This is a genomic window from Vibrio sp. CCUG 15886, from assembly GCF_028570825.1.
GTDB lineage: Bacteria > Pseudomonadota > Gammaproteobacteria > Enterobacterales > Vibrionaceae > Vibrio > Vibrio vulnificus_B.
Genome location: NZ_JAQQBT010000001.1, coordinates 309644 through 330912, shown reverse-complemented (window position 1 = coordinate 330912; position 21269 = coordinate 309644). Strand labels below are relative to the sequence as shown.

Genomic DNA, 21269 nt, shown 5'->3' with positions numbered 1-21269 from the left:
ATTATAGTTGGATCTCCTCACCCAACGCCTCTAGACGAGAGGCATAGCCTTCTACTTCATGGTCTAAGAGCAGTGGCTTGATCACATCGCTGTAATTGAAACAAATCTGACCATTTGTTTCCTTAATAATCCTAGCGATGGTTCTTTTGTTTGGCAGACCATGCCTCGAGCCATTGGTCGAAATTACGTAACGAGGTGACTGAAGTAAGGAAAGAAACTCAGAACTAGTATTGTATTGACTACCGTGATGTGAAACTTTCACAAGGTCAAGGTGAAGCTTATTTGTCTCACTAAAGCCTAATTCTTTGAGATTCTCCACTATAACTTGGTCGTGAGCATCTCCAAGAAAGAGCATTTTTGTTTTATCGACTTCCAACAAGAATGCGATTGAACTGCCATTGTAAACGGATGAGTCTGACTCAAATTCGTCCGCAGCCCAAATTTCTTCTAGAGAAAGCTGGTAATCATTATTGTGACCTGCTGTAGCACCTGACTCAACTTCAGAAGGCCATTTATGCAATAACCGCTCTAGCTGATCTCGCCCGGGAGACAGTACTGTCAATGTGAACGGACCAACAGCATGCTTTTGCCCTGCCATTATGAGAGGAGCTCGGTTACATCCAGTTTCATAAAGTAGTGTTTCAAGCTCTTTTCCCTGACGTACACTTGTTTGAGGAGAGTCGTCGGCCAGTAGAATATTATTCTCAGAAATCTCAGGGACATCGAAATGTTGTGTAATCAAGCGAGATGAGTTAAACCAAATTGATTTGACGAGTTCACAAAGGTAACCAGGTGTTTCAAAGCCTTTTATCAAACCATGAATATGGTCGTCATCAATATGAGTCAGTACCGCAAGATCGATGTGCTGCCCTTTACTTTTGAGATCATCTAACGCTTGGCAAAGTGCTCCGTCATAACGCTGCCTCAAGCCATATTTAAAAGTCGTTGATGTCCCTCCGTCAATCAAAATATTAACAGTACCCGAAGCATCCTCATGACTGACTAAAATGCAATCTCCATGATTTGCTTCAAGAACCCTAACAGAAACACCCATAAATACCTCTTATGTTTAACAGCTAAATTGCTATTAACTTCATGGTGCATGAATATACCACAGAGCGCATAAATTGTGATCTGATATAGATCTCATCAGCGTTTGACTGATTAGGTTTGCAGCGAAATGCCGCTATTAACTAATTGTTTCAAATAATTTTTGTGAATGACTTGGTCTATACAATGCAAACTCCACTCCAAAAGGACCAGCACGAGTTTGGGCAAAACCAAGTTACCCCATCAGACTCATTTCTCCACAATGTAGCTAAGGGTTACGAATGGTGTCACCCCATCCAATGCTGTGGTTGTCTTCGTCATGTGATTGTGGAGCTAGAATGATAGAAAGCTGATCAGACGGCTTTGTTAATTTGTTCTTGCTAAATGATAGGATCAACTTCTTTTATAAATAAGGCGCTTAGTTATCTCAAATAGTGTTAGATTTTTTCAATTAGCGACGCGGCAATTCGCTTGAATGAGGCAAAGCAGGTATCAAAATCATGGGGCTCAGTGTTAAACACCATTGGTGTGACAAAGTCCTGAAAACGTTGGCGGAAAATGGGATTTTCCTCAAGCTCTTTGAGGCCAAGTTGTAGCTCTTGTTTAGGGTTGGCAACAAACTCTGCATGTTGATTGCCAAAGCGGGCAATATCTTCTTCCAAGACCGCTTTGAATAGGCCGTCAATCGAGTTGAGTTCAGACATTGTGAGCTTTGTTATGCAATGCACATCGTAGATATGGCGAACTAGAGCAACATCATCGCTTCGCTCCGTATTGCGTTTTACCGACATGGTACGGCGCAGCATCGAAATGATTTTTTCAACCAACGTGGCATAGACAGAGACGCAATCAAATGAACTCACTTCGTGCGGTTGTTGGTACAACTCTGCAACCAGTGATTGAATGCTGCGCGACTCCACGTCCAGTAATGGAATGGTTTCGATTAACTCTAACTTAATGATGGGACGAAGACAGGGAACTTGACTAAACTGTTGCGGATATCTGAGTTCAAATTCAACGTAACGGTACTCATCTCGCACAGATCGCGTTTCAACGGTAAATCGTTCTGAATGAGTGATCGCCTGTTCAATCTCGTTAACCCATGCCTTTCTAACGGCTTTCTTTTTTGCACGACTCAGTTCATCAAACGCTTGGTTGGGGATGAGTTTTATATCCACATCTTCCGACATTCGTAGAATTTTAACGTTTGATTTCGCCAACGCCGTGCCACCGGAAAAGACCATTTGATGATATTCAGGAGAAACTTTTGCTAGCTCGGCAAGTAAGGCAACGACCCAGAAATCTTTTTCAATGATGGCAGGGTTTCCGAGCTCAAGCGCGTCGGAAACCTCAAGAAATTGTTGTTTTAGTGCGTTCATACTAACTTGGCAAGTTCAACACACGGCTACCAACCACCAGTTTGCGATTAAACTGTTTTGGGTTCCATGAATAGTGAACAGAGGATGGAATTTGGGTACTCGCACCTGAAAGACTTTGTTGCGATAGACTATCCATTTCAAAATCAACGCCTTTCATTTTAAGAATTTCACGCACAAGAGCATCGGTGCCACCTGGCTTGGTAGGCATAGGCTTACCAGTGAGGCTATTGATTCTTGCTTTGGTATACAAACCATAGCCAAGCTTCATTAGCTCCCCTTGCTGTACAAGCTGCCTCAATGCCCGACCTATTTGGTCGTAACTTGCAAATCCGTCAAAGTCTTTGCGTTCAAATACATAACGTCTTGAACGCTTTATCTTTTGACAAATGCGGTCTACTGCTGTCATTTGAACCTCCTTACGTACAATAACCGCAGTATAGCTGACCGTGCACATTCAAGGAATAGATACGGCATAGTGCTATGAAAAAAAACGGCATGATGAGATACAAACATTGAATCTAACTAACTGTTTTTAACTTAATTTTGATGCAGTTCATTTTAACTCACCTTTAATAATTAAAAAGAATGACCTATTTCACGAGTCGGTACTCTCAGAGATACTTAATGCAGCTTCGATTTAAAGACGAGTACGAATTCGCCAGACTAAGCGCCCCTTCCCTAGCCTCTCTTCCCAAACTCGCTTACTATGCCAAGTACCCAATAGCTTTGTGAGTCATTCATGAGCAGCAAAAACAATAAAAACCTCGGCATTCTTCTTAAACTCAGTACCTTTGTTTCACCTTATAGATGGCGGGTTGCTGCCGCTTTGGTGGCGCTTGTCGCCACGGCGAGCCTTACCCTTTCTGTTGGGTATGGGGTGCGTATGCTTATCGACCAAGGGTTTGCCCAGCAATCGTTGCATGAGCTCACCAATGCAATTCAATTTATTGTTGGCGTGACTCTGTGCATTGCGATTGGCACTTTCTTTCGCTTTTATTTGGTCTCATCGGTTGGGGAGCGTGTCAGCGCCGACATTCGCCTTGCGGTGTTTAACCATGTGATAACCTTGCACCCGAGCTACTTCGAGACTAACAGCAGCGGCGATATTATGTCGCGCCTCACCACAGACACCACCTTGCTGCAAAGCATTATTGGCTCGTCGTTTTCCATGGCGATGCGCAGCGCGCTAATGTGTGTGGGGGCGATCATCATGTTGTTTGCCACCAACTTTAAACTCACGCTGATTGTGCTGGCTTCCGTGCCATTTGTGTTGGTGCCGATTTTGTTTTATGGCCGACGCGTGCGTGCCCTCTCTCGCCAAAGCCAAGATTCAATGGCCGATGTGGGCAGCTACGCCGGAGAAGCGATAGAACACATTAAAACCGTACAAAGCTTTAGTTCTGAGCAACATGAAAAAGCCGCCTTCGCGGTTGAAGTTGAAAAGGCGTACGAAATCGGCAGACAGCGTGTAAAACAGCGGGCGATTTTAATCTCTGGCGTGATTGTGATTGTCTTTAGTGCCATTGCAGGCATGCTTTGGGTTGGTGGTAGTGATGTGATCCACGGAAAGATGTCGGCAGGCGATCTCGGCGCTTTTGTCTTTTATGCCATTATGGTCGCCTCTTCCACCGCCACCATTTCTGAAGTGCTTGGCGAGCTGCAAAGAGCGGCGGGCGCAACCGAAAGGCTGATTGAAATCCTGCAAGTGGAAAGCGACATTAAAGCGCCTAGCCATCATCTATCTATCCCCGCAGACATCCCTGCCGAAGTAAGCTTCGATTCGGTGAACTTCAACTACCCTTCTCGCCCCAATCAGCCTGCGATCAAAGGCTTAAATCTCAACGCGGAACAAGGCAAAGTGCTGGCCTTAGTCGGCCCATCGGGCGCAGGAAAAACCACGTTATTTGAACTACTGCAACGCTTTTACGACCCACAACAAGGGCAAGTGCTGTTGGGTGGTATCGATATTCGCCAGTTTGACCCTAACGAGCTACGCCAACAAATGGCGCTCGTGCCGCAGCAACCTGCGTTATTTAGTCACGATGTGTTCCATAACATTCGCTACGGCAACCCAGACGCGACTGACGAGCAAGTGATTGAGGCGGCAAAAAAAGCGCACGCGCACGAATTTATTGAAAAGCTGCCAGAAGGTTATCACAGCTTTTTGGGTGAGCGCGGGGTCAGGCTCTCTGGCGGGCAAAAACAGCGCATTGCCATTGCTCGCGCGATTTTAAAAGATCCCAAAATTCTCTTGTTGGATGAAGCCACCAGCGCACTGGACAGCGAAAGCGAACACCACGTTCAGCAAGCACTTGAAGCGTTAATGAAAGGCCGCACAACGTTGATCATCGCGCATCGCCTTTCCACCATTCAACACGCCGATAAAATCGCCGTGCTGGACAATGGCGAGTTGGTCGATATCGGCAATCATCACGCCTTGATGCAAAGCTGCGAGCTATACCAGCGCTTGGTCGCATTGCAGTTTAAGCATCTGAATTAAAACATTGTTATTAAAACACATTGTTTAGCCCGCGGTAGCTCGTGGGCTTTTTGTTTTATTGGCAAGGCATAATGGCTTTGCTAAGACGACGATAGAGCGCGAATGCGTCACTTTTTGAAGTCAGATTCCCCAACGCAAATTGATAGGCCAATTCTAGATCGTCACTTTGATTTGGATAATATTCTTTCACCACTCGTATGCACAGCGATAAGTCGGTGTACCAGCTTCCGTCGTTCTCCGCCACAAAGTAATACGCGGCACGCACCAATTTCTTACCGAGCACTTTTGCGATGTTTGCTTCGCTCATATCCGCAAAATTTGGGGCCATTTGTTGTAAAAAATGCGGTAAGTCGCCATTTAACGCGAGCGCAATCTCTAGGCTGGGTTTGTAGGGTTGAAACTGAACCGACAAATCGTTCCCCCAAATGCAGCAACAGTAATGCTTTAACCAAAATTGCCAGTGATACTTTTCTTGTAGCGTGAGGATGTCATTTAGGTATCCAGGATCGATATCAAGTTTACTCACTTGTGGATACGCTTTGGCAATGGCCGCCGAAATCGTTTGGAAGATCGCGCGTTGGGTTTGGCTGATGGGCGTTTTTAGCACGATGGATATATCGAGATCGGAGTGTCCCGCTACGGCATTACCCCTCGCGACACTGCCATAAAGATAGATGCCATCAATTTGATCCGGAAGCCGAGACAACAATTCTGCCACCACCGCATCGACAACCGTTTTGAATTCAGGCTGGATGTGTGTTGGCGAATAGGCATTGAGAATAAAGCCCCGTTTATCGAGCCCTCTGTCTTGCTCCTGCATGTGATTTCCCTTGTTGCGTTGTGAGAGGTATTAAGTGTCAATCTGAAGCGATATCGCTGATCCTAATTATGCTGCACTTTTGTTGCCCATGACCACCGAACGGAAGCAGCGAAATGTAATCCACAAATGATCGAACCCGTCTTAAACGTTGCCACATTGCTTTGCATTGATGATTCCTCGGTACCATTAACATTTCGCTCCTAACTTCGCTCGTCATCCTCGCGAATGCTGGGAACCATCGTACAACAAGTGCCACAGGTCTGTATTACCGCTGCGTTGACATCTTGCTGTCGATTTGTGCTATTGCGGGAGGTGCACTTGCAAACGCAGCATACGGTGGGCACCGATGAATGGATTCCCGCGTGCACGAGAGTGACGACAGGCGATGTGGCTCGATGTTTTAGTGCATTTTCGTTGCTGCTGTCCGTTTGCGATTGCTCAAACGGTATCGAGTTCCCTTCTGTTTACCACCCGTTATCGACATGTCGGTATCGCTCTTTAGGCGTTTCTAACGGTAATATCACCACCGGAAATGGTGCATAAAATAAGGCCCGCTTCTTTTGAATCGGCTTCTGTCAGGCGCTTTCCTTGGGCATTCCAGATAGAACTTTTGCCACAAGTTACCCAGCCGCCCGTCGGTGAAATATGGTTGCTCAATAAGACAGGAAAAGCGTGCTCTGAAGCAATGTCAGAGAGGATTTTGGCATCCGTCTCATAGCCATTTTCAGAGATCAGCGCACTGACGAGGTAAAGGCCAGCACCCAGTGCTTTTGCTCTTTGGGCGTGTTCTGCATGAGTAAAATCCGCACAAATTGCCAAGGCGATTTGCTGCTCTTTGACGTTAAAAACGTAATCCGACGAGCCTGACGAGCAAAACTGCGCCTCACCTTCGTGCAAATATTGCTTGTCATAATATTCCACCCTGCCATCTGGAATGCAGATCACCGCACCGATTGTCGGCTTTGCAGCGTCATCATGGCGTAATGGGCAACCGGCAATCACGATGACGTGATGTTCAACGCTCGCTTGAGACAACGACTGAATGCTTTCCGCCTCAGGCAACAGCGCCAACTCGTTCGCTAAATCGAGCTCATAGCCAGTCAGGGAAAGTTCTGGAAACACCACCACATCGGCATCGTGCTCTGCAGAACGTTCAATCATATAAATGTGCTGTGCAAGGTTGCTTGGGATATCCCCTCTTACCACTGGAATTTGCGCCAAACTTATCGTGATCGCTGCGTTCATGTTTTCTCCCTTTTTCACGCCCAACACAAGGTTGCCATGGTGCCGACTTTTCATTCACAACACAATTTCAAATCAATGCGTTAATTCACAAATAACAGACTGATTCACGGAAACAACAAAGCCGAAAAAACAAAAGGCGAACCCAATGGCTCGCCTTTTGTTTTATACCCAATTAACACCGAATCATTATTACGCTTCAGGGTTCTCTTTGGCGTTGATTTCCGCATACGTGTGCAGCAGATCGGTCAGTGTTTTCACCCAAGCAAACACATCATTGGGTGTGTTTTCGAGCAGTTTTTCGACTTGTGCGCAGTGCGCTTCAAGCGTGATCGCTTCTTCCAAACGAAATGAGATGGCGTAGAAATGCCAAAGCACAAGGCGAGTCATACGCTCACTGTTTTGTTTGGCGTTTTCTGAATCATCAAACGCTTGCTGAATTTCACTCAGTGCGATTGCCGTCATACGCAACATGGCATCAAGACGCGCCGACAACATGCGGTCTTCACTATCCACTTCTTCTTGATCAAAAGTAAACAGTTCGCTCATCACGTCTTCAGGTACCATTTTACTGATCATGCGCACGCTGAACTCTTCCAGTTCATGACGAGGCATGGGGACAAGACAATCGAAGGTGTAATCACGAAGCATAAAATCACTCTACATCAGTTATCACTTTTAGTGTGCGCATTCTAAGTGCTCAAATTTCAATTACCACTGTTTATTACTATTGACCCCAAAAATGGCCAATACTCAGCGATTTTAGTAACGAGTTACTTCAGCGGATCGTTATCCGGCAACGCGGCGTGAATCCAGAGTGCTAGGCGGTGCTTGATGTTTGCGCCATCGAGCTTGCTGTCGGGTAACGGTGCGATTTGTTTGGCATCCACTAAGAATAGGTAGACAGCTTTTACACGCACGGGTTGAGGTGATTGAGGTAAATCGAAGCCCTGCATTTTGGCCATCTTACCGCCTATCTCTAAGGCCTTTTTCACTAACTTTTCTTCGTTATTCAGCTTCGCGGTTTTGGACATGCTTTTCACCTATTCTTTTTCATCCTGCAAGGAGTATATCAGCGCTGAAAACACACGGTTTTATTCGGCGTTAAAATTGAGCGCAGCACGACAGAATAAAGGTTGTTTTTCGATTTATCGCTCGTAGGTTTGTACAAGATAAGAGCAGCAGGTAACAGGGTAAAGCGGCCCAATGTTGCTGATACATTGGGCCATAAAGCACTTACGGGTTATTCATGCATCATCGCGGTGGCAAGCGCAAATCGATTCCACGCGTTGATCATGATGATCTGCATCATTGCTTGAGCTAAGCGCTCTTCTCCAAGTAACTCAAGGCAGGTCTGATAGACACTATCTGATACGCCAGCATCGGCAATTTTTGTCATGTCATCTGTTAGGTGAAGCACTGCTCGCTCTGCCTCATCAAACAGTGGCGACTCTTTCCATGCAGACAATGCAAACAGCTTTTGCTGAGCGATCCCGTTTTTCAGAGCCTCGGTGGTGTGCATCTGAATACAGTAAGCACACCCGTTGATCATTGACGCTCGAATTTTGATGAGCTCTTTAAGCTCAGTAGATAATGCGGTATCCGCAAGGTAGTTTTCTATTCCTAACATTGCCGTTAACGCTTGAGGTTGTACTTGAGCAAGATTGATACGTTTGGCCATTTTCCCATCCTTATTTCAGTGATAAATACCGCCTTAGTGCGATGGGGTTATTGTGCAGAATTCGATATTTCGGTGGAATGGGTATAAAATCTCAATCAGTTATGCATAAAACGCAAAGGTAAACACGTGCTAGAGTTACTCAAAGTGTTTGATCAGGTGGTCGAGTCTGGCAGTTTTTCTCAGGCAGGAAGATCGCTAAATATGGCCCCCTCGTCGGTGGCAAGAAATATTGATAGCCTCGAAAACAGAATCAAAACGACACTGTTTAAACGCAGCACGCGTCAGTTGATTTTGACCGAGGAAGGGCAATATTTTTATCAGCAATCGAGCAAGATCCTGCGCGACAGCGATAACTTATTGGCGGAAATGAGAGGAAATCATGGTGTGCCTGAAGGAATACTGAGAATCTCGGTATTCGAAAGCTTCGGCAATTTATGCCTCACTCCATTAATTCCAGAGTTCCTCGAGCGCTACCCCAAGATACAAATTGAACTTGAGCTGGATAACAAACTTGTGGATTTAAACAGCGACAATGTCGATATGGCGATCCGTATTGGCACCCCACAAGACAGCCGACTGAAAGCTCGGCACTTGCTAACCAATTACACCGCGTTGGTTGCTTCGCCTGCATATATAAATACGCACTCCCCCATAACACAACCAGAAGATTTACAGCAGCACAATTGTCTATTGATAAGTCACGAACGGCAGCGGAATTATTGGTACTTCCGCCAAAAATCGATCACTAGAAAAGTCATGGTCGCTGGCAATTTGATTTCAAAAGGCGGCTCTCCTCTTTTATGTGCAGCGCTGCAAGGTACTGGCGTACTTCTGTTGTCGAAGTGGATGCTCAAACCCTATCTGGAAAGTGGGCAGTTAGTGGAATTACTGCCGTCCTGGACGGCAACGCACGGTGAGCTAGGCAGTGGTGAGATCTTCGCTATCTACAAAAACACGCAATACCCCAAACCTCACCTGCGTGTGTTTTTGGACTTTTTGCTTGAGAAGCTTAAACCGATGCAAGAAACATTCAGTTCAAGCCAACCCCTGTGTGAACGATTTTTCGGCTATGGTCGATCTCTTCGTGAATCACGCCGTTTGGTCGCCAATCTTTGGCAAATGATAACGTGTGCTCCGGCCACCAGCGTCAGATTTAATCAGGCAGCCAAGCTCAACAAGCGCGGCCAAATGCCTTGTGGCGGTGGGTTTACTCACTTTCGCAACCTTGTGGTATTGCGATGTGTTGATCCCCTCAGGGAAATCACCATCGAGCATTCGATTAAGCACTTTGGTTTGTTCACTCAACAACCGTGTTTGGTCGATGTGTCGCCAGTAATTGGTTTTAAATACCGTTTGTTCAATCTCTTTTAACGCAACATCAAAGGTTTCATTCAGCGTGTCTAAAAACCAACGTAACCACGCGGTGATGTCCAAATCCCCTTTCTGCGTTTGCTCTAAGATCTCGTAATAGCTTTTTCGGTTAGCAAGAATCGCTACCGACATGGCGTAAAAGCGCACGGATTGGTGCTCCGCTTGTGCCAGTGCGAGATCGGTCAGCACTCGAGTAATGCGGCCATTGCCATCATCCAATGGGTGTAGTGTGACAAACCAAAGGTGGGTGATGGCGGCTCTTAATAGAGGATCGAGTGAGGTATCCCTCTTTGAATCGTTAAACCACTGTATAAACGTGTTCAGTTCTGCGTCTAAGCACGCTCTACCCGGTGCTTCAAAATGGACAACGGGTTTGTCTATCCGTCCAGATACCACTTGCATGGGCGTTTCGCTTCTTAACTGCCCACCAATAACAGGATTGAACAGCGTGTATCCTTGGGGGAATAACAAGGCATGCCAATGCAAGACGCGTTCTAAAGTGAGTGGAACTTCGAGGTTATCGACCGCATCGAGCATGATCTCTGCCAGACCATCGGTCTGTTTCGTTGTCGGGAACGGATTCTCTTCACTGATGCCCAATTTGTTCGCAAGTGAAGAGCGCACAGAAAAGGCGTTGAGTTTTTCCCCTTCTATCGCGCTAGAGTGCACAATGTTGGCGAGCAAGGTATCCAGCATATTTTGGGTTTGATCAAGTGGCTGACAGAGCATTTTCCCTAACAAGATACCTTGATTTAGGCGTGTGGTTCTCACAAGCGGCTCAATCACACTTCTGTCCCACTCAAATTCAGGCCATGACGCCTGTTGCCAGATCCACATAACGGCTCCTTGATTCGAAAACCCTACATATTCGAATCACATTATGATTCGATTAATGCTTTTTTTCAAATCATATGGTGATGAGATTAAGTGTTGCATTCACATCAACCACCCTGCGCTTGTCGGAAAGCGCTTAATCGAAAAGCTGACACCGCCAGCGCGTTACTTGGAGCCACTTAGTGAATTGGAAGCTGCCTCTCCGGACAGCGTCGGTTATTTGAAGAAAATGCTGGCTCAGATGCAGGCCAAAAATGAAACACAAAGCTTTGGTATTTGCCGTACTTGCCGACACCACGAAGATCGCCCGGGCAGTACCTTTTATTGTCGCCTAACCGAACTGGAGCTCGATAAGAAGTTCGGCGAGTTGATCTGCTGGTAGCATCAGTATCAATCTTGAATTAGTATGGCGGATACTCATATTCGCCTTTATTTCAATCAGTTAAAATACGTCCTCTCACTTTTACCTATCACGAACAGTAATGCTTTGGGTCACCATTAATCACTGCGATTGCTTACTTTTCTTGCGCATCTTTCAAACACATTAGCAACATTCAAAATTGGATCTTAACCTTGCAGATCATTCGGTTGTTCGAGAGTGGGAAAATCCTACACTGATCACAAAATTTACCACTTGGACAATATAATGAGCGACACTATCGCGAACAAAAGCAAATCAAAATCCAAATTGACCAAAACCCTTTTTCTTGCTGCTTGCGCCATTGCCTTTGGCGCGATGTATCTTTCTTGGCAATATTCCGATAGCCATCCAAGCACCGAAGATGCTTACGTTAGAGCGAAGATCCTCTCGGTTGCTCCTCAAGTACAAGGCCAAGTGGTTGCTGTGGAAGCGAAAGATTTCCAAGCCGTGAATAAAGGCGATTTACTGCTGAAAATTGACGCCCGCCCATACTTATTGGCCGTCAAACAGGCTAAAGCAGCGTATCAGTTAGCCGTTCAGCAACACGATGTGGCGGACAAACAAGTGACGGAAGCAGTCGCAGGATTAGACGCAGCGCGCTCCAACTTGACGGAAGCTCAGTTGGAATACAAACGTATTGATTCTCTCGTGACGCGTAAATTGGCTTCTGCTCAAGATCTCGATACCGCTAAGAACAAACTGGCTAATGCTCAAGCCAGCCTAGAACAAGCGCGGGCATCGGTCGAAAAAGCAATTGCGAACCGTGGTGAAGAAGGGGCTGAAGCCGCAGTGGTTCAGCAAGCGGCCGCTCAATTGGCTCAAGCCGAGTTAAACCTGAGCTATACCGACATCACCTCGCCTGTGGATGGGATCGCTGGCGAAATCAACACGCATGTGGGTTCTGTGGTGGCAGTGGGACAAACGCTGTTTCCGGTGATCATCAAAGACAGCTATTGGGTACGCGCCAACTTCAAAGAAACGGACCTTACCCATATTAAACCCGGCATGGAGGCAGAAGTGGTGATCGACATGTATCCAGATCGGGTTTGGAAAGCAACGGTCGAAGAACTTTCTCCAGCCAGCGGGACTTCTTTCTCTTTGATGCCACCTGAAAACGCAACGGGTAACTGGGTCAAAATCAAGCAGCGCTTCCCTGTTCGTTTGGCGCTTGACGTGCCAAAAGACGCCCCTCAATTACGCGTGGGAGCCAGTACTGAAGTAACGGTTGATTTGCAAAGTCACCCACTTTGAGTGCTGAGCGATGAATAATCAAATAACAGCAGACAAACGGGGAATTGCCACCGTCGCCGTGATGCTATCTGCCATCATGGTGCTGATTGACATGACCGTGGCCAACGTCTCCCTTTCACATATGATGGGTGCGCTGGGCGCAACCGCAGACCAAATCACTTGGGTGCTGACAGGCTACAGTATGGCGGAGGCGATCTTCATCCCGATGACCAGTTTCTGGGTCTCTCGATTTGGTGAGCGCAAAGTGATGCTGGTGGCGGTGATTGGCTTTGTGATTGCGAGTGCCCTATGTGGCCAAGCCACCTCACTCGAAGAAATGGTGCTATTTCGCATCATTCAAGGTGCGTTTGGTGCATCGGTCATCCCACTCGCACAATCGATGCTGGTGCAGATCTACCCTTCGGAGCAAAAAGGCAAAGCGATGGCGATTTTCTCCATCGGTATTTTGTTGGGGCCGATTCTCGGGCCAGTCGTAGGCGGAATCATTACCGATAACATCAACTGGCGTTGGATTTTCTACGTCAACCTACCCTTTGGGCTGGTATGTGCGACGCTGATTTATCGCTACATTCATATCAGCAACAAAACAAAGCCGAATTTCGATTGGTGGATCATCGGCTATATGGCGCTCGGCGTTGGCGCGCTTCAATTTGTGCTGGATAAAGGCAACGACGAAGATTGGTTTAACTCACGCATGATTCAAACCGCGGCGTTACTTGCCGTTATCGGCTTGATTATGTGGGTCTATCGCAGTTGGAAAACCAAAAGTCCGATTGCGCCACTGTGGTTGCTGAAAGACAAAAACCTTATGGTCTCCTCGTTGATGATTGCAGTTGTCTCGATGGCGATGTTCGGCTTGACCACACAGCAACCCATGCTGTTGGAGAGTCTGTTGCACTATCCCGTTTCGACTACGGGCATGTTGATGGCTCCGCGAGGGTTGGCGTCAGCAGCCATGTTAATTCTAGTGATCAAACTCAATCCGCAATTTGATCCTAGATTGAAGATCATCTTCGGCTTAACTTGCATCGGTATTGGCAGCTACTTGATGACCTTGTACTCGTTGGAAATCGATACTTTCTGGATCGTGATGCCCAGCATGATTCAAGGCATGGGTTTGGGATTAACCTTCTCTACCCTATCCACATTGGCGTATCTGACACTACCCAAAGAGCAATCGGTCGCGGGCGCCAGTATCTATAATTTGTTTCGCACCATTGGCAGCTCGTTTGGTATCTCCATCGCGACCACTTTTCAATATCGCGACAGTCAACAGCAATGGCATGCGTTGGGAGAAGGCATCAATCCTTATAATCCGGTACTGCATGATTGGGCGGCGCAGCAAGGGCTCTCTATTACCGATCCCGCGGCGCTTGAGCAGTATCAGACCATGCTGCATCAACAATCACAAATGGTGGCGTTCATTCATACCTTCCAGCTCGTGGGGGTCATGTTCGTTATCATGATGCCAATGCTGATATTGATACGTTCGAAATAATCCTTAAATAGAGCGTATAAAAAACGAACCATCGGGTTCGTTTTTTTATCGCTTGCTGCAAATACGTCACAGGATTGTCGGCACATCCGCCAATCATGACTTCAAAGATGCAAGAAAGCTTATTGATTTTGTTTAAAAAAGCGCTCTGCAGAAGCAAACAATGCATTACAGTGTTTTTCTTGCTGGCTATATTCTTCACTTCCCTTGGACATGGATTCTAATAGCGCTTTAGCTTCATGGTATTCTTTAACCATTTGTTCAAACTTGGTTTCATAACCGCTTTTTTTATTATGATGTTTTACGCGTTTTTTACTCATTTATTTTTCCTTCATCGAACATCATAATAACTCATAATTTAAATATATTTTCGTCTACAGACTGTTTATAAACTCAACTCTAACTAGCGCCCTACCGTATAAAAACGAGAGAACACAAAATCGTGAGTCGCAAACGCCCAGATGAAAATATATGATAACAATCAGCAATATACCGATCGTTTAATATCAATAAACCATCAATTATTATGATATAAAAACTGAGGCTATTTAATGGAAGATAAAGAAGAAGTAACTACAGATGTAATATAACGAAAGGAATCGAAAGAAAACTAAGAATAGACTTGAACTATATATTTCATAAATAACACATGTTTGAAAACCATGTGCACTATACTCCGATCATTCGAAAATGATAGAAATTTCTCTGATTAAATTTCTGCTGCTTTTCCTTTTTAAAGAGTTCAAAAGTCTATGAACTCGCCACTGCCTAGCTGAAACGACAAGTAGCTTGGGCAAAAAATGGCATGACGCTGAAATGGCAACCTAAAAAAACGCCAGCAATCTTGCTGGCGTTCTTTAAATTCGTTCAATTAGGCTGGAAGACGTTGCCCTGGCGCTTTGGTTTTTTTCTGGCGGTAACTGAACCATAGGTACGTCACCACAATTGAGAAGAACAAGTACGAAAGCGAGAAGATGAATGGCGAGCCAATCAAATCTTGTGATAGTCCCCAAAATACGCCAATAACCGTCACTGCTAACTTAGACAGCATGCCGCAAAGCAACAGGAAAACCGCCAGTTGAGGGAAACGCGAGCTGCGGAATGCAAACCAGTAACAACTGCCTACCGCCAGAGATGAAATATAGAGACCAAACAAGAAAGAGTGGATGTGGTCAGCAGAGGCATAACCCGCCGTAACAGATATCAGTAGAATAAGGAAAATCTTCATATACACCTCGCTATAAAAGCCTAAAAAGCATCCTTTCAATATTGCAATCTCAGTTTCCGCTATATTTTGCCAAACTAGTTTCAGAGATCAAGAGGCCAAACCTGTACAAAATGCGTACAAACATTAATCAAACCAACTGATTTTACATATGATTAACACAATGATTTTTAAGAATCCTTTGTCTACGGCATTTCGAGAGAAAAGTGTAAATTTAGAAAAGGATTGTTACATTCATTTAACAGCAGAAAATATTTTGTCTTTTTTTTAGCAATGTGAACTCAGTACCATATCAACTCTCTTCCGCATATCTAAGCCCCGTCAGATAAGCGCTCAACATCCAAAGATCACAAGATTTTCACAAACGAGTGTTAATTCAGAAAACTCTGTAACAACACTTTTTTAACGTATCAAAATATTTTCAGATCTGGCCTTAAAAAGAGATTCCAATCACAAAAGGATTGGTTATAATCCGCGCTCATTGCGTTATCTGTTGAAAAACGCAAACTAATTTTGAGTTTAACCACCTTTTTATTCGCCCCCTTTTGGTATTACCAGAAGCAACACTGAGAACAAAAATGAGCAAGATTGATAAAGCTATGCGCATCCTGCTTGCAGGATTCTGTATCAACCTTTGTCTTGGCATCCTGTATGCTTGGAGTGTATTCAACAAAGCACTAGTGACTGAGTCAGGCTGGAGCGCTGCAGAAGCGTCTGCCCCTTACGCAACCGCAACGATCACGTTCTCTATTTGTCTTCTTGTTGCTGGTATTCTTCAAGACCGCATGGGGCCACGTATGATTCTTATCCTAGGTACTGTTCTTACAGGTCTAGGCATGATTGCATCTGGTTTTGTTGACTCACCACTGATGCTCAACATCACGTTTGGTGTGATCACCGGTGCGGGTATCGGTTTTGGTTATGCTTGTCTATCTCCATCGGCGATGAAGTGGTTCCACGCATCGAAGAAAGGTATGGTTAACGGCATCATCGCAGCAGGTTTTGGTCTTGCAGCGATCTACCTTGCGCCACTGACTTCAGCTCTGATCACGAACATGGGTATTCAAACCAGTTTTATGATTCTTGGTGTTGGTGTTCTTGCTATCGCGGTACCTCTAGCGGCAACCATCAATAACCCACCAGCAGATTACACCCCAGCAGAGCCTAAAGTAAAAGAAGGCCAAGCACCTAAAGCGGTGAAGAAATCTGATGACCTAACGTGGAAAGCGATGCTTAAAACGCCACAGTTCTACGCACTCTGGATCATGTACGCATTTGCAGCGTCTGTTGGCCTGATGATCATCGGTAACATCACCACCATCGCAAGCGTTCAAGCAAACCTGCCTAACGCGGTTTACCTTGCGTCTATTCTTGCGGTATTTAACTCAGGCGGCCGTGTTGCTGCAGGTATGCTTGCAGACAAGATCGGCGGCGTACGTACGCTTCTTCTCGCGTTCGTTCTACAGGGCATCAACATGGTTCTGTTCGCAACGTTCCAATCTGAGTTCACTCTGATCATTGGTACGGCTATCGCAGCAGTTGGTTACGGTACTCTTCTAGCGGTCTTCCCTACTCTAACCGCAGAATTCTACGATCTGAAAAACTACGGCACTAACTATGGCGTACTTTACACAGCATGGGGTATTGGTGGTGCGATTGGTGCTGCAGTGGTTGGTTTCTCTATGACCAACGGCACTGGCTACACCTTGGCTTACACAATTTCAGCCGTAATGATGGGCGTTTGTATTGTGCTTGCACTGGTAACGAAACCACTTTCAGAAGCGAAAGTCGCAGAGCTGAAAAAGGCGTAATTACGCGTTGATTTGAACATGAAAAGGCTTAACCTACGGGTTAAGCCTTTTTTATTGTTGGTCGTTTATGGAAAACAGCGTTGAACTCGCCCCGGATTACTATCTCGATAACTTTTTTAAGCTTACGCGCCACGCGCTGCAGTGGTACCAGGATTTGCTGACAACAGACGAACAGCAATGGCTTTTGGCGTTCACTGAGCTTGATAAGCGTGCGCAATGCCTTTTGGTGCGTTTGTACAGTCGCAAAGGCTGTTGGTTTCGCAGTGATAAACTGCATTATGCTGAAATTCCCCAACTTGATCACACCCTAGACATACTCAGCCAAGGCGAGTTTGTCGAACTCTCTCCTGTACTTTCTCACCAAGAGCTCGCTCTCTACTTACTGACAAAGCCAGAGCTGCTTTCGCTCTACCCTCATCTTGCCAAAACGCAAAAGAAAGAGGCACTGGTCAGTTGTCTAAGCGACGGCGTCTTCACTCAGTTTAAGGAATTAGCATTCACCGTTATCAAGCTTAACTCCGCTCACATGATCGACCTGTTACTAACGTTGTTTTTTGCAAACACCCATCAAGATCTGAGCCAATTCGTTTTGGATGATCTCGGTCTGCATCAATTCGAAGCTTACCAGTTGAGTAAAGAACGGCGATTCTTCGATAGCCGAGAACAGATTGACCGCTTAATCGACCTTAGCGAACTTTCGAACCGTTACTGGCTTTGTGATAGAAAACAGAAGGAGAATCTGGAGCAACTGCTGGCAGCACTGCCTAGCCCTGTGGCACATCCCTATGTCGACCGTAAACGCGAACACCTGCTTAATGACATTGCCCGAGATTTTGAACGGTTTGGTGAGTTCACCACGGCGCTAACACTGTTTGAACAAACCACACTGGCGCCGAGCCGAGAACGCCGTGCGCGTATCTACGATAAACTGGAACAGAACCAGCCATTTAGTGACATTGTCACCGAAATGCTCACCCAGCCAATTGACGTCTCTGAATTTGAAGTAGCCCAGAAGCTAGAACAGAGACTAAAACGCAAGTTGGGCGAAAAACTGCCGCGAGCCAGCAAGCCTCAATGCGACGAATACCGCCTCTCGCTCGATCTGTCGCAACAACGCGTCGAACTCGCAGCGTTGACGCATTTTGAGCGTTTAGGTTGGCAAGTGTTCTACAGCGAAAATGCGCTGCTCAACGGTTTGCTCGGGCTCACTTTCTGGCCTGCCTTCTTTGCTCCCGTCGAAGGCGCCTTCATCAATGCCTACCAACATCGCCCTCTTGATTTGTATCATGACGATTTTGCGCACAAGCGTGCCGCCGAAATCGAACAGGCGTTTACTCAGTTATTAACCGGTGATAATGCGTTTATTTTGCAGCGTTTTCGCGAGAAACAGGGAATTGCGAACCCACTGGTGCAGTGGTCAGCACTCTCAGAAAGCCTACTTTTGCATGCCTTAGAGAGCATACCGCGTGAAAGTTTGGTGGCGTTATTTAAGATCCAGCTCAGTGATTTAAAACTCTACCGCAATGGCATGCCCGATTTGATCGCTTTCAAAGATGGTGAGTATCAATGGATTGAAGTCAAAGGGCCCGGTGACAAACTGCAAGATAATCAGTGGCGTTGGATACACCATTTCAAGCAATTAGCGATTCCTTTCGCTGTGTGTTACGTAGAGCATCAAGCTGCTGAGGCAGACTAGCCGCGCGCCGACATTTTGCGCTCGTCTTTTTTCTGTTTGATCTGGTCGATCACGTACTCTGGTGCGACTTTTTGCAGCTCTGTCAAACAGAGTTCTGTCTTGGGATTGTCGTACCGTGCGTAGATATCGCACACCGCATAGAGTTGCTCTGGGGCTCCTGATATTAAGTAGGCTTGTTCAAAAGCACCAACCGATTTCTGCAAATCAAACGGCTCTTGCAACACACCATTGAGATACCAGTAGTAGCTGTTGTTTTCGGCCATGTTGGCAGCCAATTCCATCTCTTGCGCAGCCCCATTTTTGTCATCCAAACGAACCAACGTCAGCGCTTTAGAATAATGCAACGCCGCATTGCTTGGATGTCGTTGAATAGCGTCGTCTAGCGTTTCTATCGCCTCACCATCGTTTTTCTGTGCACGGTAGTTATCTGCCAAGCTGAGCCAAACTTGCGGGTTATCTGGCGTTTGCTCAGTCAGTTGCTGATAGAGTGGCTGCGCTTTGTCCCACTGCTTATACCAACGATAAACGTCCGCCAGCAGCAATTGAGAATCGGTGTCTTTTTTCTGCGCCAAATAACGAATAAGCGCCTTTGTCGGGGCATTTAACGCTTGCTGTTGGCTCTCACTGAGATTGCCATAGTCACGCAGCAAATTCGCCGTGGCCGCCAATCTCACCATTTCGGTGTCATCGGTGAGCAATGGCGAAACCATGCGCCAACGGTGAACAATATTGTATGGGCCAGCACCAACAATGGCCGCTTCACGTAATGCTGGGTCACTTTCTTGCAGGTTACGACTGACCGCCACCAGCGCGTTTTGGCTTGGGTAATTGGCCAGATTTCTGAGCGCGCCTACACGCAGCTCGGTCGGCAAGCTTTTGTCTTGCGCTTGGTAGGAGAGTTTCGACACCACTTCCTGAGGAGAAGTGGCGTGAGTGAGCTCATGAGTTGCACTTTTACCTGCGCTTTCCCCTGCACTAGGCGACTGCATAAAAGAGACATCATGCGCGCTTACTTGCGCGGTGAGGCCCAAGGCCGCGAGTAAAAGAGTGTGGGAACGTGTCATCATTTTTACCTCAAAGCAGGATCTCAAAACTTAGTCTCAAAACGCGGTGTGCGGCTTGCCAACTGGTGCATCGCTTGATCACTGTATTGACCGTGAACCACCGGATGGCCCGTGGCGCGTAAAACATACGCCAGAGCTTTGTCTGCGTGAGCGAAAAACTTTTTCCAACCCGCACAAAGATAGTTAAGCCCCGGCTCACCCTGTTTCGTGCGGATAAAACGGTTTTTCGGACATTCACCAAAGCAAGCAAATTGATACTCACATTGTTGGCATTGGCTGGTTAACGAACGCACCTTGGCGTAACCAAATTTTTGTTGCTCATCGCCATAGGCCAAGCGCTCTAATGACTGCTGATGAATGTTGCCTATTTTATATTCGGGATAAACATAGTGGTCACACGCAAACACATCGCCATTCGGTTCCATGGCTAAGCCTTTGCCGCAAATTTCTCCTAGTGTGCACAGCGGGTTCTTTCGCCCCATCCACGTTTCGACACTGGCTTCAAAATATTGCACAAAAACCTTACCGATATCGTGTTGAATCCACTCATCGAAGATGGCAATGAGAAAATTGCCCCATGCCTCGTCTGCGACACACCATGGCTCCATTACTGAATCTTTGTGGCCGGGAATGAGACGCTTATCTCCTTGCTTGAGCTGCGCTTGCGGTTGCCATGTTTGTGGGGCGGTTGTACGAAAGCTTTTCTGCTCGACAATTGGGATAAATTGCATTTGTGGCGAACGCACCTCATCTCGTAGAAAGCGATACACTTCTAACGGGTTACGGCTGGTCAAATTGTTCACACAAGTTAATGTCGCGAACGGCACTTGATGTTTGTGCAGCAGCTCCACCGCGTTCATCACTTGTTTAAACGTGCCTCGTCCCGCACGGTTGGTGCGGTAGGCGTTATGCATCATTTCAGGGCCGTCAATGCTCAGCCCCACCAAGAAATTGTGCGCTTTAAGAAATGCACACCAGTCGTCATTCAGTAAGGTGCCATTGGTTTGCAGATCGTTGGCGATGGTTACCCCTTCTGGCTGGTATTTGGCTTGGAATTCAACAATTTTTCGGAAGTAATCCAAGCCAAGCATCGTCGGCTCTCCCCCTTGCCATGAGAAGATGATTTCAGGCGTATTTTGCCCTTCAATGTACTGACGAATATAGGTTTCGAGCGTCGCCTCATCCATCACGGGCGTACAGCCCTTCTTATACTCAAGTAAGTCCTGTTTACTTAGGTAATAGCAGTACGTGCAGTCGATGTTGCAGGCAGCACCAATCGGTTTTGCCATCACGTGTAAACGCTTTGATGCTTTACCATTAAACTGTGGGCCCTGAGTAATCTGCATAATTCACCTTATTTCTTCGCGCTGAGCGCCAAGTCTTGTTTGAAGAAAATATCGATAAATGCATCTTAAAAGGCTTTCCGAAC

At 46.4% G+C, this 21269-nt stretch carries 19 protein-coding genes and 1 pseudogene; 7 read left to right on the top strand and 13 right to left on the bottom strand.

The window, feature by feature from the left end; genetic code table 11:
* Position 1 precedes the first annotated feature (1 nt).
* The 3 genes from PQQ36_RS01450 to PQQ36_RS01440 all read right to left on the bottom strand — a co-directional run bounded on the left by PQQ36_RS01450 (position 2) and on the right by PQQ36_RS01440 (position 2835).
* Entirely contained in the window at positions 2-1054 is a 1053-nt protein-coding gene (locus PQQ36_RS01450) for a ComEC/Rec2 family competence protein (protein WP_015727857.1), read from the bottom strand.
* A gap of 433 nt (positions 1055-1487) precedes the next feature.
* Entirely contained in the window at positions 1488-2429 is a 942-nt protein-coding gene (locus PQQ36_RS01445; RefSeq protein WP_130247198.1) for a nucleotidyl transferase AbiEii/AbiGii toxin family protein, read from the bottom strand.
* A gap of 1 nt (position 2430) precedes the next feature.
* Complete coding sequence (locus PQQ36_RS01440; RefSeq protein ID WP_015727855.1) at positions 2431-2835, bottom strand: DUF6088 family protein; 405 nt, start codon at positions 2833-2835, stop codon at positions 2431-2433.
* Between the two features lie 333 nt (positions 2836-3168).
* Between PQQ36_RS01440 and PQQ36_RS01435 the strand changes: the two genes are divergently transcribed.
* Positions 3169-4929 carry an ABC transporter ATP-binding protein/permease gene (locus PQQ36_RS01435; RefSeq protein WP_273660261.1) on the top strand — a complete coding sequence of 587 codons (1761 nt, stop codon included), beginning with the start codon at positions 3169-3171 and terminating at the stop codon, positions 4927-4929.
* A gap of 55 nt (positions 4930-4984) precedes the next feature.
* On the opposite strand, the gene PQQ36_RS01430 is transcribed toward PQQ36_RS01435, so the two are convergent.
* From PQQ36_RS01430 to PQQ36_RS01410, 5 genes are all read right to left on the bottom strand, one after another.
* Complete coding sequence (locus PQQ36_RS01430) at positions 4985-5749, bottom strand: nucleotidyltransferase domain-containing protein (protein WP_273660260.1); 765 nt, start codon at positions 5747-5749, stop codon at positions 4985-4987.
* Between the two features lie 498 nt (positions 5750-6247).
* Positions 6248-6994: a carbon-nitrogen hydrolase family protein gene (locus tag PQQ36_RS01425; RefSeq protein WP_273660259.1), complete on the bottom strand. Its 747-nt coding sequence runs from the start codon at positions 6992-6994 to the stop codon at positions 6248-6250.
* A 189-nt stretch (positions 6995-7183) separates the two neighbouring features.
* Complete coding sequence (locus PQQ36_RS01420) at positions 7184-7642, bottom strand: exoribonuclease R (protein ID WP_273660258.1); 459 nt, start codon at positions 7640-7642, stop codon at positions 7184-7186.
* A 122-nt stretch (positions 7643-7764) separates the two neighbouring features.
* Positions 7765-8025 carry a DUF5062 family protein gene (locus tag PQQ36_RS01415; protein WP_011081156.1) on the bottom strand — a complete coding sequence of 87 codons (261 nt, stop codon included), beginning with the start codon at positions 8023-8025 and terminating at the stop codon, positions 7765-7767.
* Positions 8026-8234: 209 nt separating this feature from the next.
* Positions 8235-8672 (bottom strand): carboxymuconolactone decarboxylase family protein, encoded by a 438-nt coding sequence (locus PQQ36_RS01410; RefSeq protein ID WP_038940976.1) that lies wholly within the window; start codon positions 8670-8672, stop codon positions 8235-8237.
* 126 nt (positions 8673-8798) lie between these two features.
* Here PQQ36_RS01410 and PQQ36_RS01405 point away from each other — a divergent pair.
* Positions 8799-9713 (top strand): annotated as a pseudogene (locus PQQ36_RS01405) (LysR family transcriptional regulator); the annotation flags it as partial.
* Between the two features lie 48 nt (positions 9714-9761).
* Here PQQ36_RS01405 and PQQ36_RS01400 read toward each other — a convergent pair.
* Positions 9762-10880 carry a Fic family protein gene (locus PQQ36_RS01400; RefSeq protein WP_065091106.1) on the bottom strand — a complete coding sequence of 373 codons (1119 nt, stop codon included), beginning with the start codon at positions 10878-10880 and terminating at the stop codon, positions 9762-9764.
* A 55-nt stretch (positions 10881-10935) separates the two neighbouring features.
* On the opposite strand from PQQ36_RS01400, the gene PQQ36_RS01395 reads away from it, so the two are divergent.
* From PQQ36_RS01395 to PQQ36_RS01385, 3 genes are all read left to right on the top strand, one after another.
* A complete protein-coding gene (locus PQQ36_RS01395; protein WP_273660257.1) occupies positions 10936-11259 on the top strand; it encodes a transcriptional regulator in 324 nt (107 codons plus the stop codon).
* Between the two features lie 264 nt (positions 11260-11523).
* Positions 11524-12549, top strand: a complete 1026-nt coding sequence (locus PQQ36_RS01390) for an HlyD family secretion protein (protein ID WP_015727845.1) — start codon at positions 11524-11526, stop codon at positions 12547-12549.
* Positions 12550-12559: 10 nt separating this feature from the next.
* Positions 12560-14047: an MDR family MFS transporter gene (locus PQQ36_RS01385; RefSeq protein WP_103198041.1), complete on the top strand. Its 1488-nt coding sequence runs from the start codon at positions 12560-12562 to the stop codon at positions 14045-14047.
* Between the two features lie 119 nt (positions 14048-14166).
* Here PQQ36_RS01385 and PQQ36_RS01380 read toward each other — a convergent pair whose 3' ends face one another.
* A complete protein-coding gene (locus PQQ36_RS01380) occupies positions 14167-14364 on the bottom strand; it encodes a hypothetical protein (RefSeq protein ID WP_011081149.1) in 198 nt (65 codons plus the stop codon).
* Positions 14365-14915: 551 nt separating this feature from the next.
* Positions 14916-15272, bottom strand: coding sequence for a hypothetical protein (locus tag PQQ36_RS01375; protein ID WP_011081148.1), 357 nt, complete (start codon positions 15270-15272; stop codon positions 14916-14918).
* A gap of 575 nt (positions 15273-15847) precedes the next feature.
* Between PQQ36_RS01375 and PQQ36_RS01370 the strand changes: the two genes are divergently transcribed.
* Together PQQ36_RS01370 and PQQ36_RS01365 are read left to right on the top strand one after the other, a co-directional pair.
* Positions 15848-17080: an L-lactate MFS transporter gene (locus PQQ36_RS01370; protein WP_273660256.1), complete on the top strand. Its 1233-nt coding sequence runs from the start codon at positions 15848-15850 to the stop codon at positions 17078-17080.
* Between the two features lie 67 nt (positions 17081-17147).
* Entirely contained in the window at positions 17148-18776 is a 1629-nt protein-coding gene (locus tag PQQ36_RS01365) for a VRR-NUC domain-containing protein (RefSeq protein WP_273660255.1), read from the top strand.
* Here PQQ36_RS01365 and PQQ36_RS01360 read toward each other — a convergent pair.
* Entirely contained in the window at positions 18773-19843 is a 1071-nt protein-coding gene (locus PQQ36_RS01360; protein WP_065091101.1) for a tetratricopeptide repeat protein, read from the bottom strand. The two genes, PQQ36_RS01365 and PQQ36_RS01360, sit on opposite strands and share 4 nt — an antisense overlap.
* Positions 19844-19863: 20 nt before the next feature.
* On the bottom strand, positions 19864-21186 hold the full coding sequence (locus PQQ36_RS01355; RefSeq protein WP_060533809.1) for an anaerobic sulfatase maturase: 1323 nt from the start codon (positions 21184-21186) through the stop codon (positions 19864-19866).
* Positions 21187-21269 lie beyond the last annotated feature (83 nt).

Excerpts from the sequence above, each read along its gene's own strand:
- PQQ36_RS01370 (WP_273660256.1), top strand. The coding sequence starts at position 15,848 with ATGAGCAAGATTGATAAAGCTATGCGCATCCTGCTTGCAGGATTCTGT.
- PQQ36_RS01435 (WP_273660261.1), top strand. The coding sequence starts at position 3,169 with ATGAGCAGCAAAAACAATAAAAACCTCGGCATTCTTCTTAAACTCAGT.
- PQQ36_RS01360 (WP_065091101.1), bottom strand. The coding sequence starts at position 19,843 with ATGATGACACGTTCCCACACTCTTTTACTCGCGGCCTTGGGCCTCACC.
- PQQ36_RS01415 (WP_011081156.1), bottom strand. The coding sequence starts at position 8,025 with ATGTCCAAAACCGCGAAGCTGAATAACGAAGAAAAGTTAGTGAAAAAG.
- PQQ36_RS01400 (WP_065091106.1), bottom strand. The coding sequence starts at position 10,880 with ATGTGGATCTGGCAACAGGCGTCATGGCCTGAATTTGAGTGGGACAGA.
- PQQ36_RS01355 (WP_060533809.1), bottom strand. The coding sequence starts at position 21,186 with ATGCAGATTACTCAGGGCCCACAGTTTAATGGTAAAGCATCAAAGCGT.
- PQQ36_RS01375 (WP_011081148.1), bottom strand. The coding sequence starts at position 15,272 with ATGAAGATTTTCCTTATTCTACTGATATCTGTTACGGCGGGTTATGCC.
- PQQ36_RS01390 (WP_015727845.1), top strand. The coding sequence starts at position 11,524 with ATGAGCGACACTATCGCGAACAAAAGCAAATCAAAATCCAAATTGACC.
- PQQ36_RS01450 (WP_015727857.1), bottom strand. The coding sequence starts at position 1,054 with ATGGGTGTTTCTGTTAGGGTTCTTGAAGCAAATCATGGAGATTGCATT.
- PQQ36_RS01410 (WP_038940976.1), bottom strand. The coding sequence starts at position 8,672 with ATGGCCAAACGTATCAATCTTGCTCAAGTACAACCTCAAGCGTTAACG.
- PQQ36_RS01430 (WP_273660260.1), bottom strand. The coding sequence starts at position 5,749 with ATGCAGGAGCAAGACAGAGGGCTCGATAAACGGGGCTTTATTCTCAAT.
- PQQ36_RS01380 (WP_011081149.1), bottom strand. The coding sequence starts at position 14,364 with ATGAGTAAAAAACGCGTAAAACATCATAATAAAAAAAGCGGTTATGAA.
- PQQ36_RS01445 (WP_130247198.1), bottom strand. The coding sequence starts at position 2,429 with ATGAACGCACTAAAACAACAATTTCTTGAGGTTTCCGACGCGCTTGAG.
- PQQ36_RS01420 (WP_273660258.1), bottom strand. The coding sequence starts at position 7,642 with ATGCTTCGTGATTACACCTTCGATTGTCTTGTCCCCATGCCTCGTCAT.
- PQQ36_RS01365 (WP_273660255.1), top strand. The coding sequence starts at position 17,148 with ATGGAAAACAGCGTTGAACTCGCCCCGGATTACTATCTCGATAACTTT.
- PQQ36_RS01395 (WP_273660257.1), top strand. The coding sequence starts at position 10,936 with ATGCTTTTTTTCAAATCATATGGTGATGAGATTAAGTGTTGCATTCAC.
- PQQ36_RS01440 (WP_015727855.1), bottom strand. The coding sequence starts at position 2,835 with ATGACAGCAGTAGACCGCATTTGTCAAAAGATAAAGCGTTCAAGACGT.
- PQQ36_RS01425 (WP_273660259.1), bottom strand. The coding sequence starts at position 6,994 with ATGAACGCAGCGATCACGATAAGTTTGGCGCAAATTCCAGTGGTAAGA.
- PQQ36_RS01385 (WP_103198041.1), top strand. The coding sequence starts at position 12,560 with ATGAATAATCAAATAACAGCAGACAAACGGGGAATTGCCACCGTCGCC.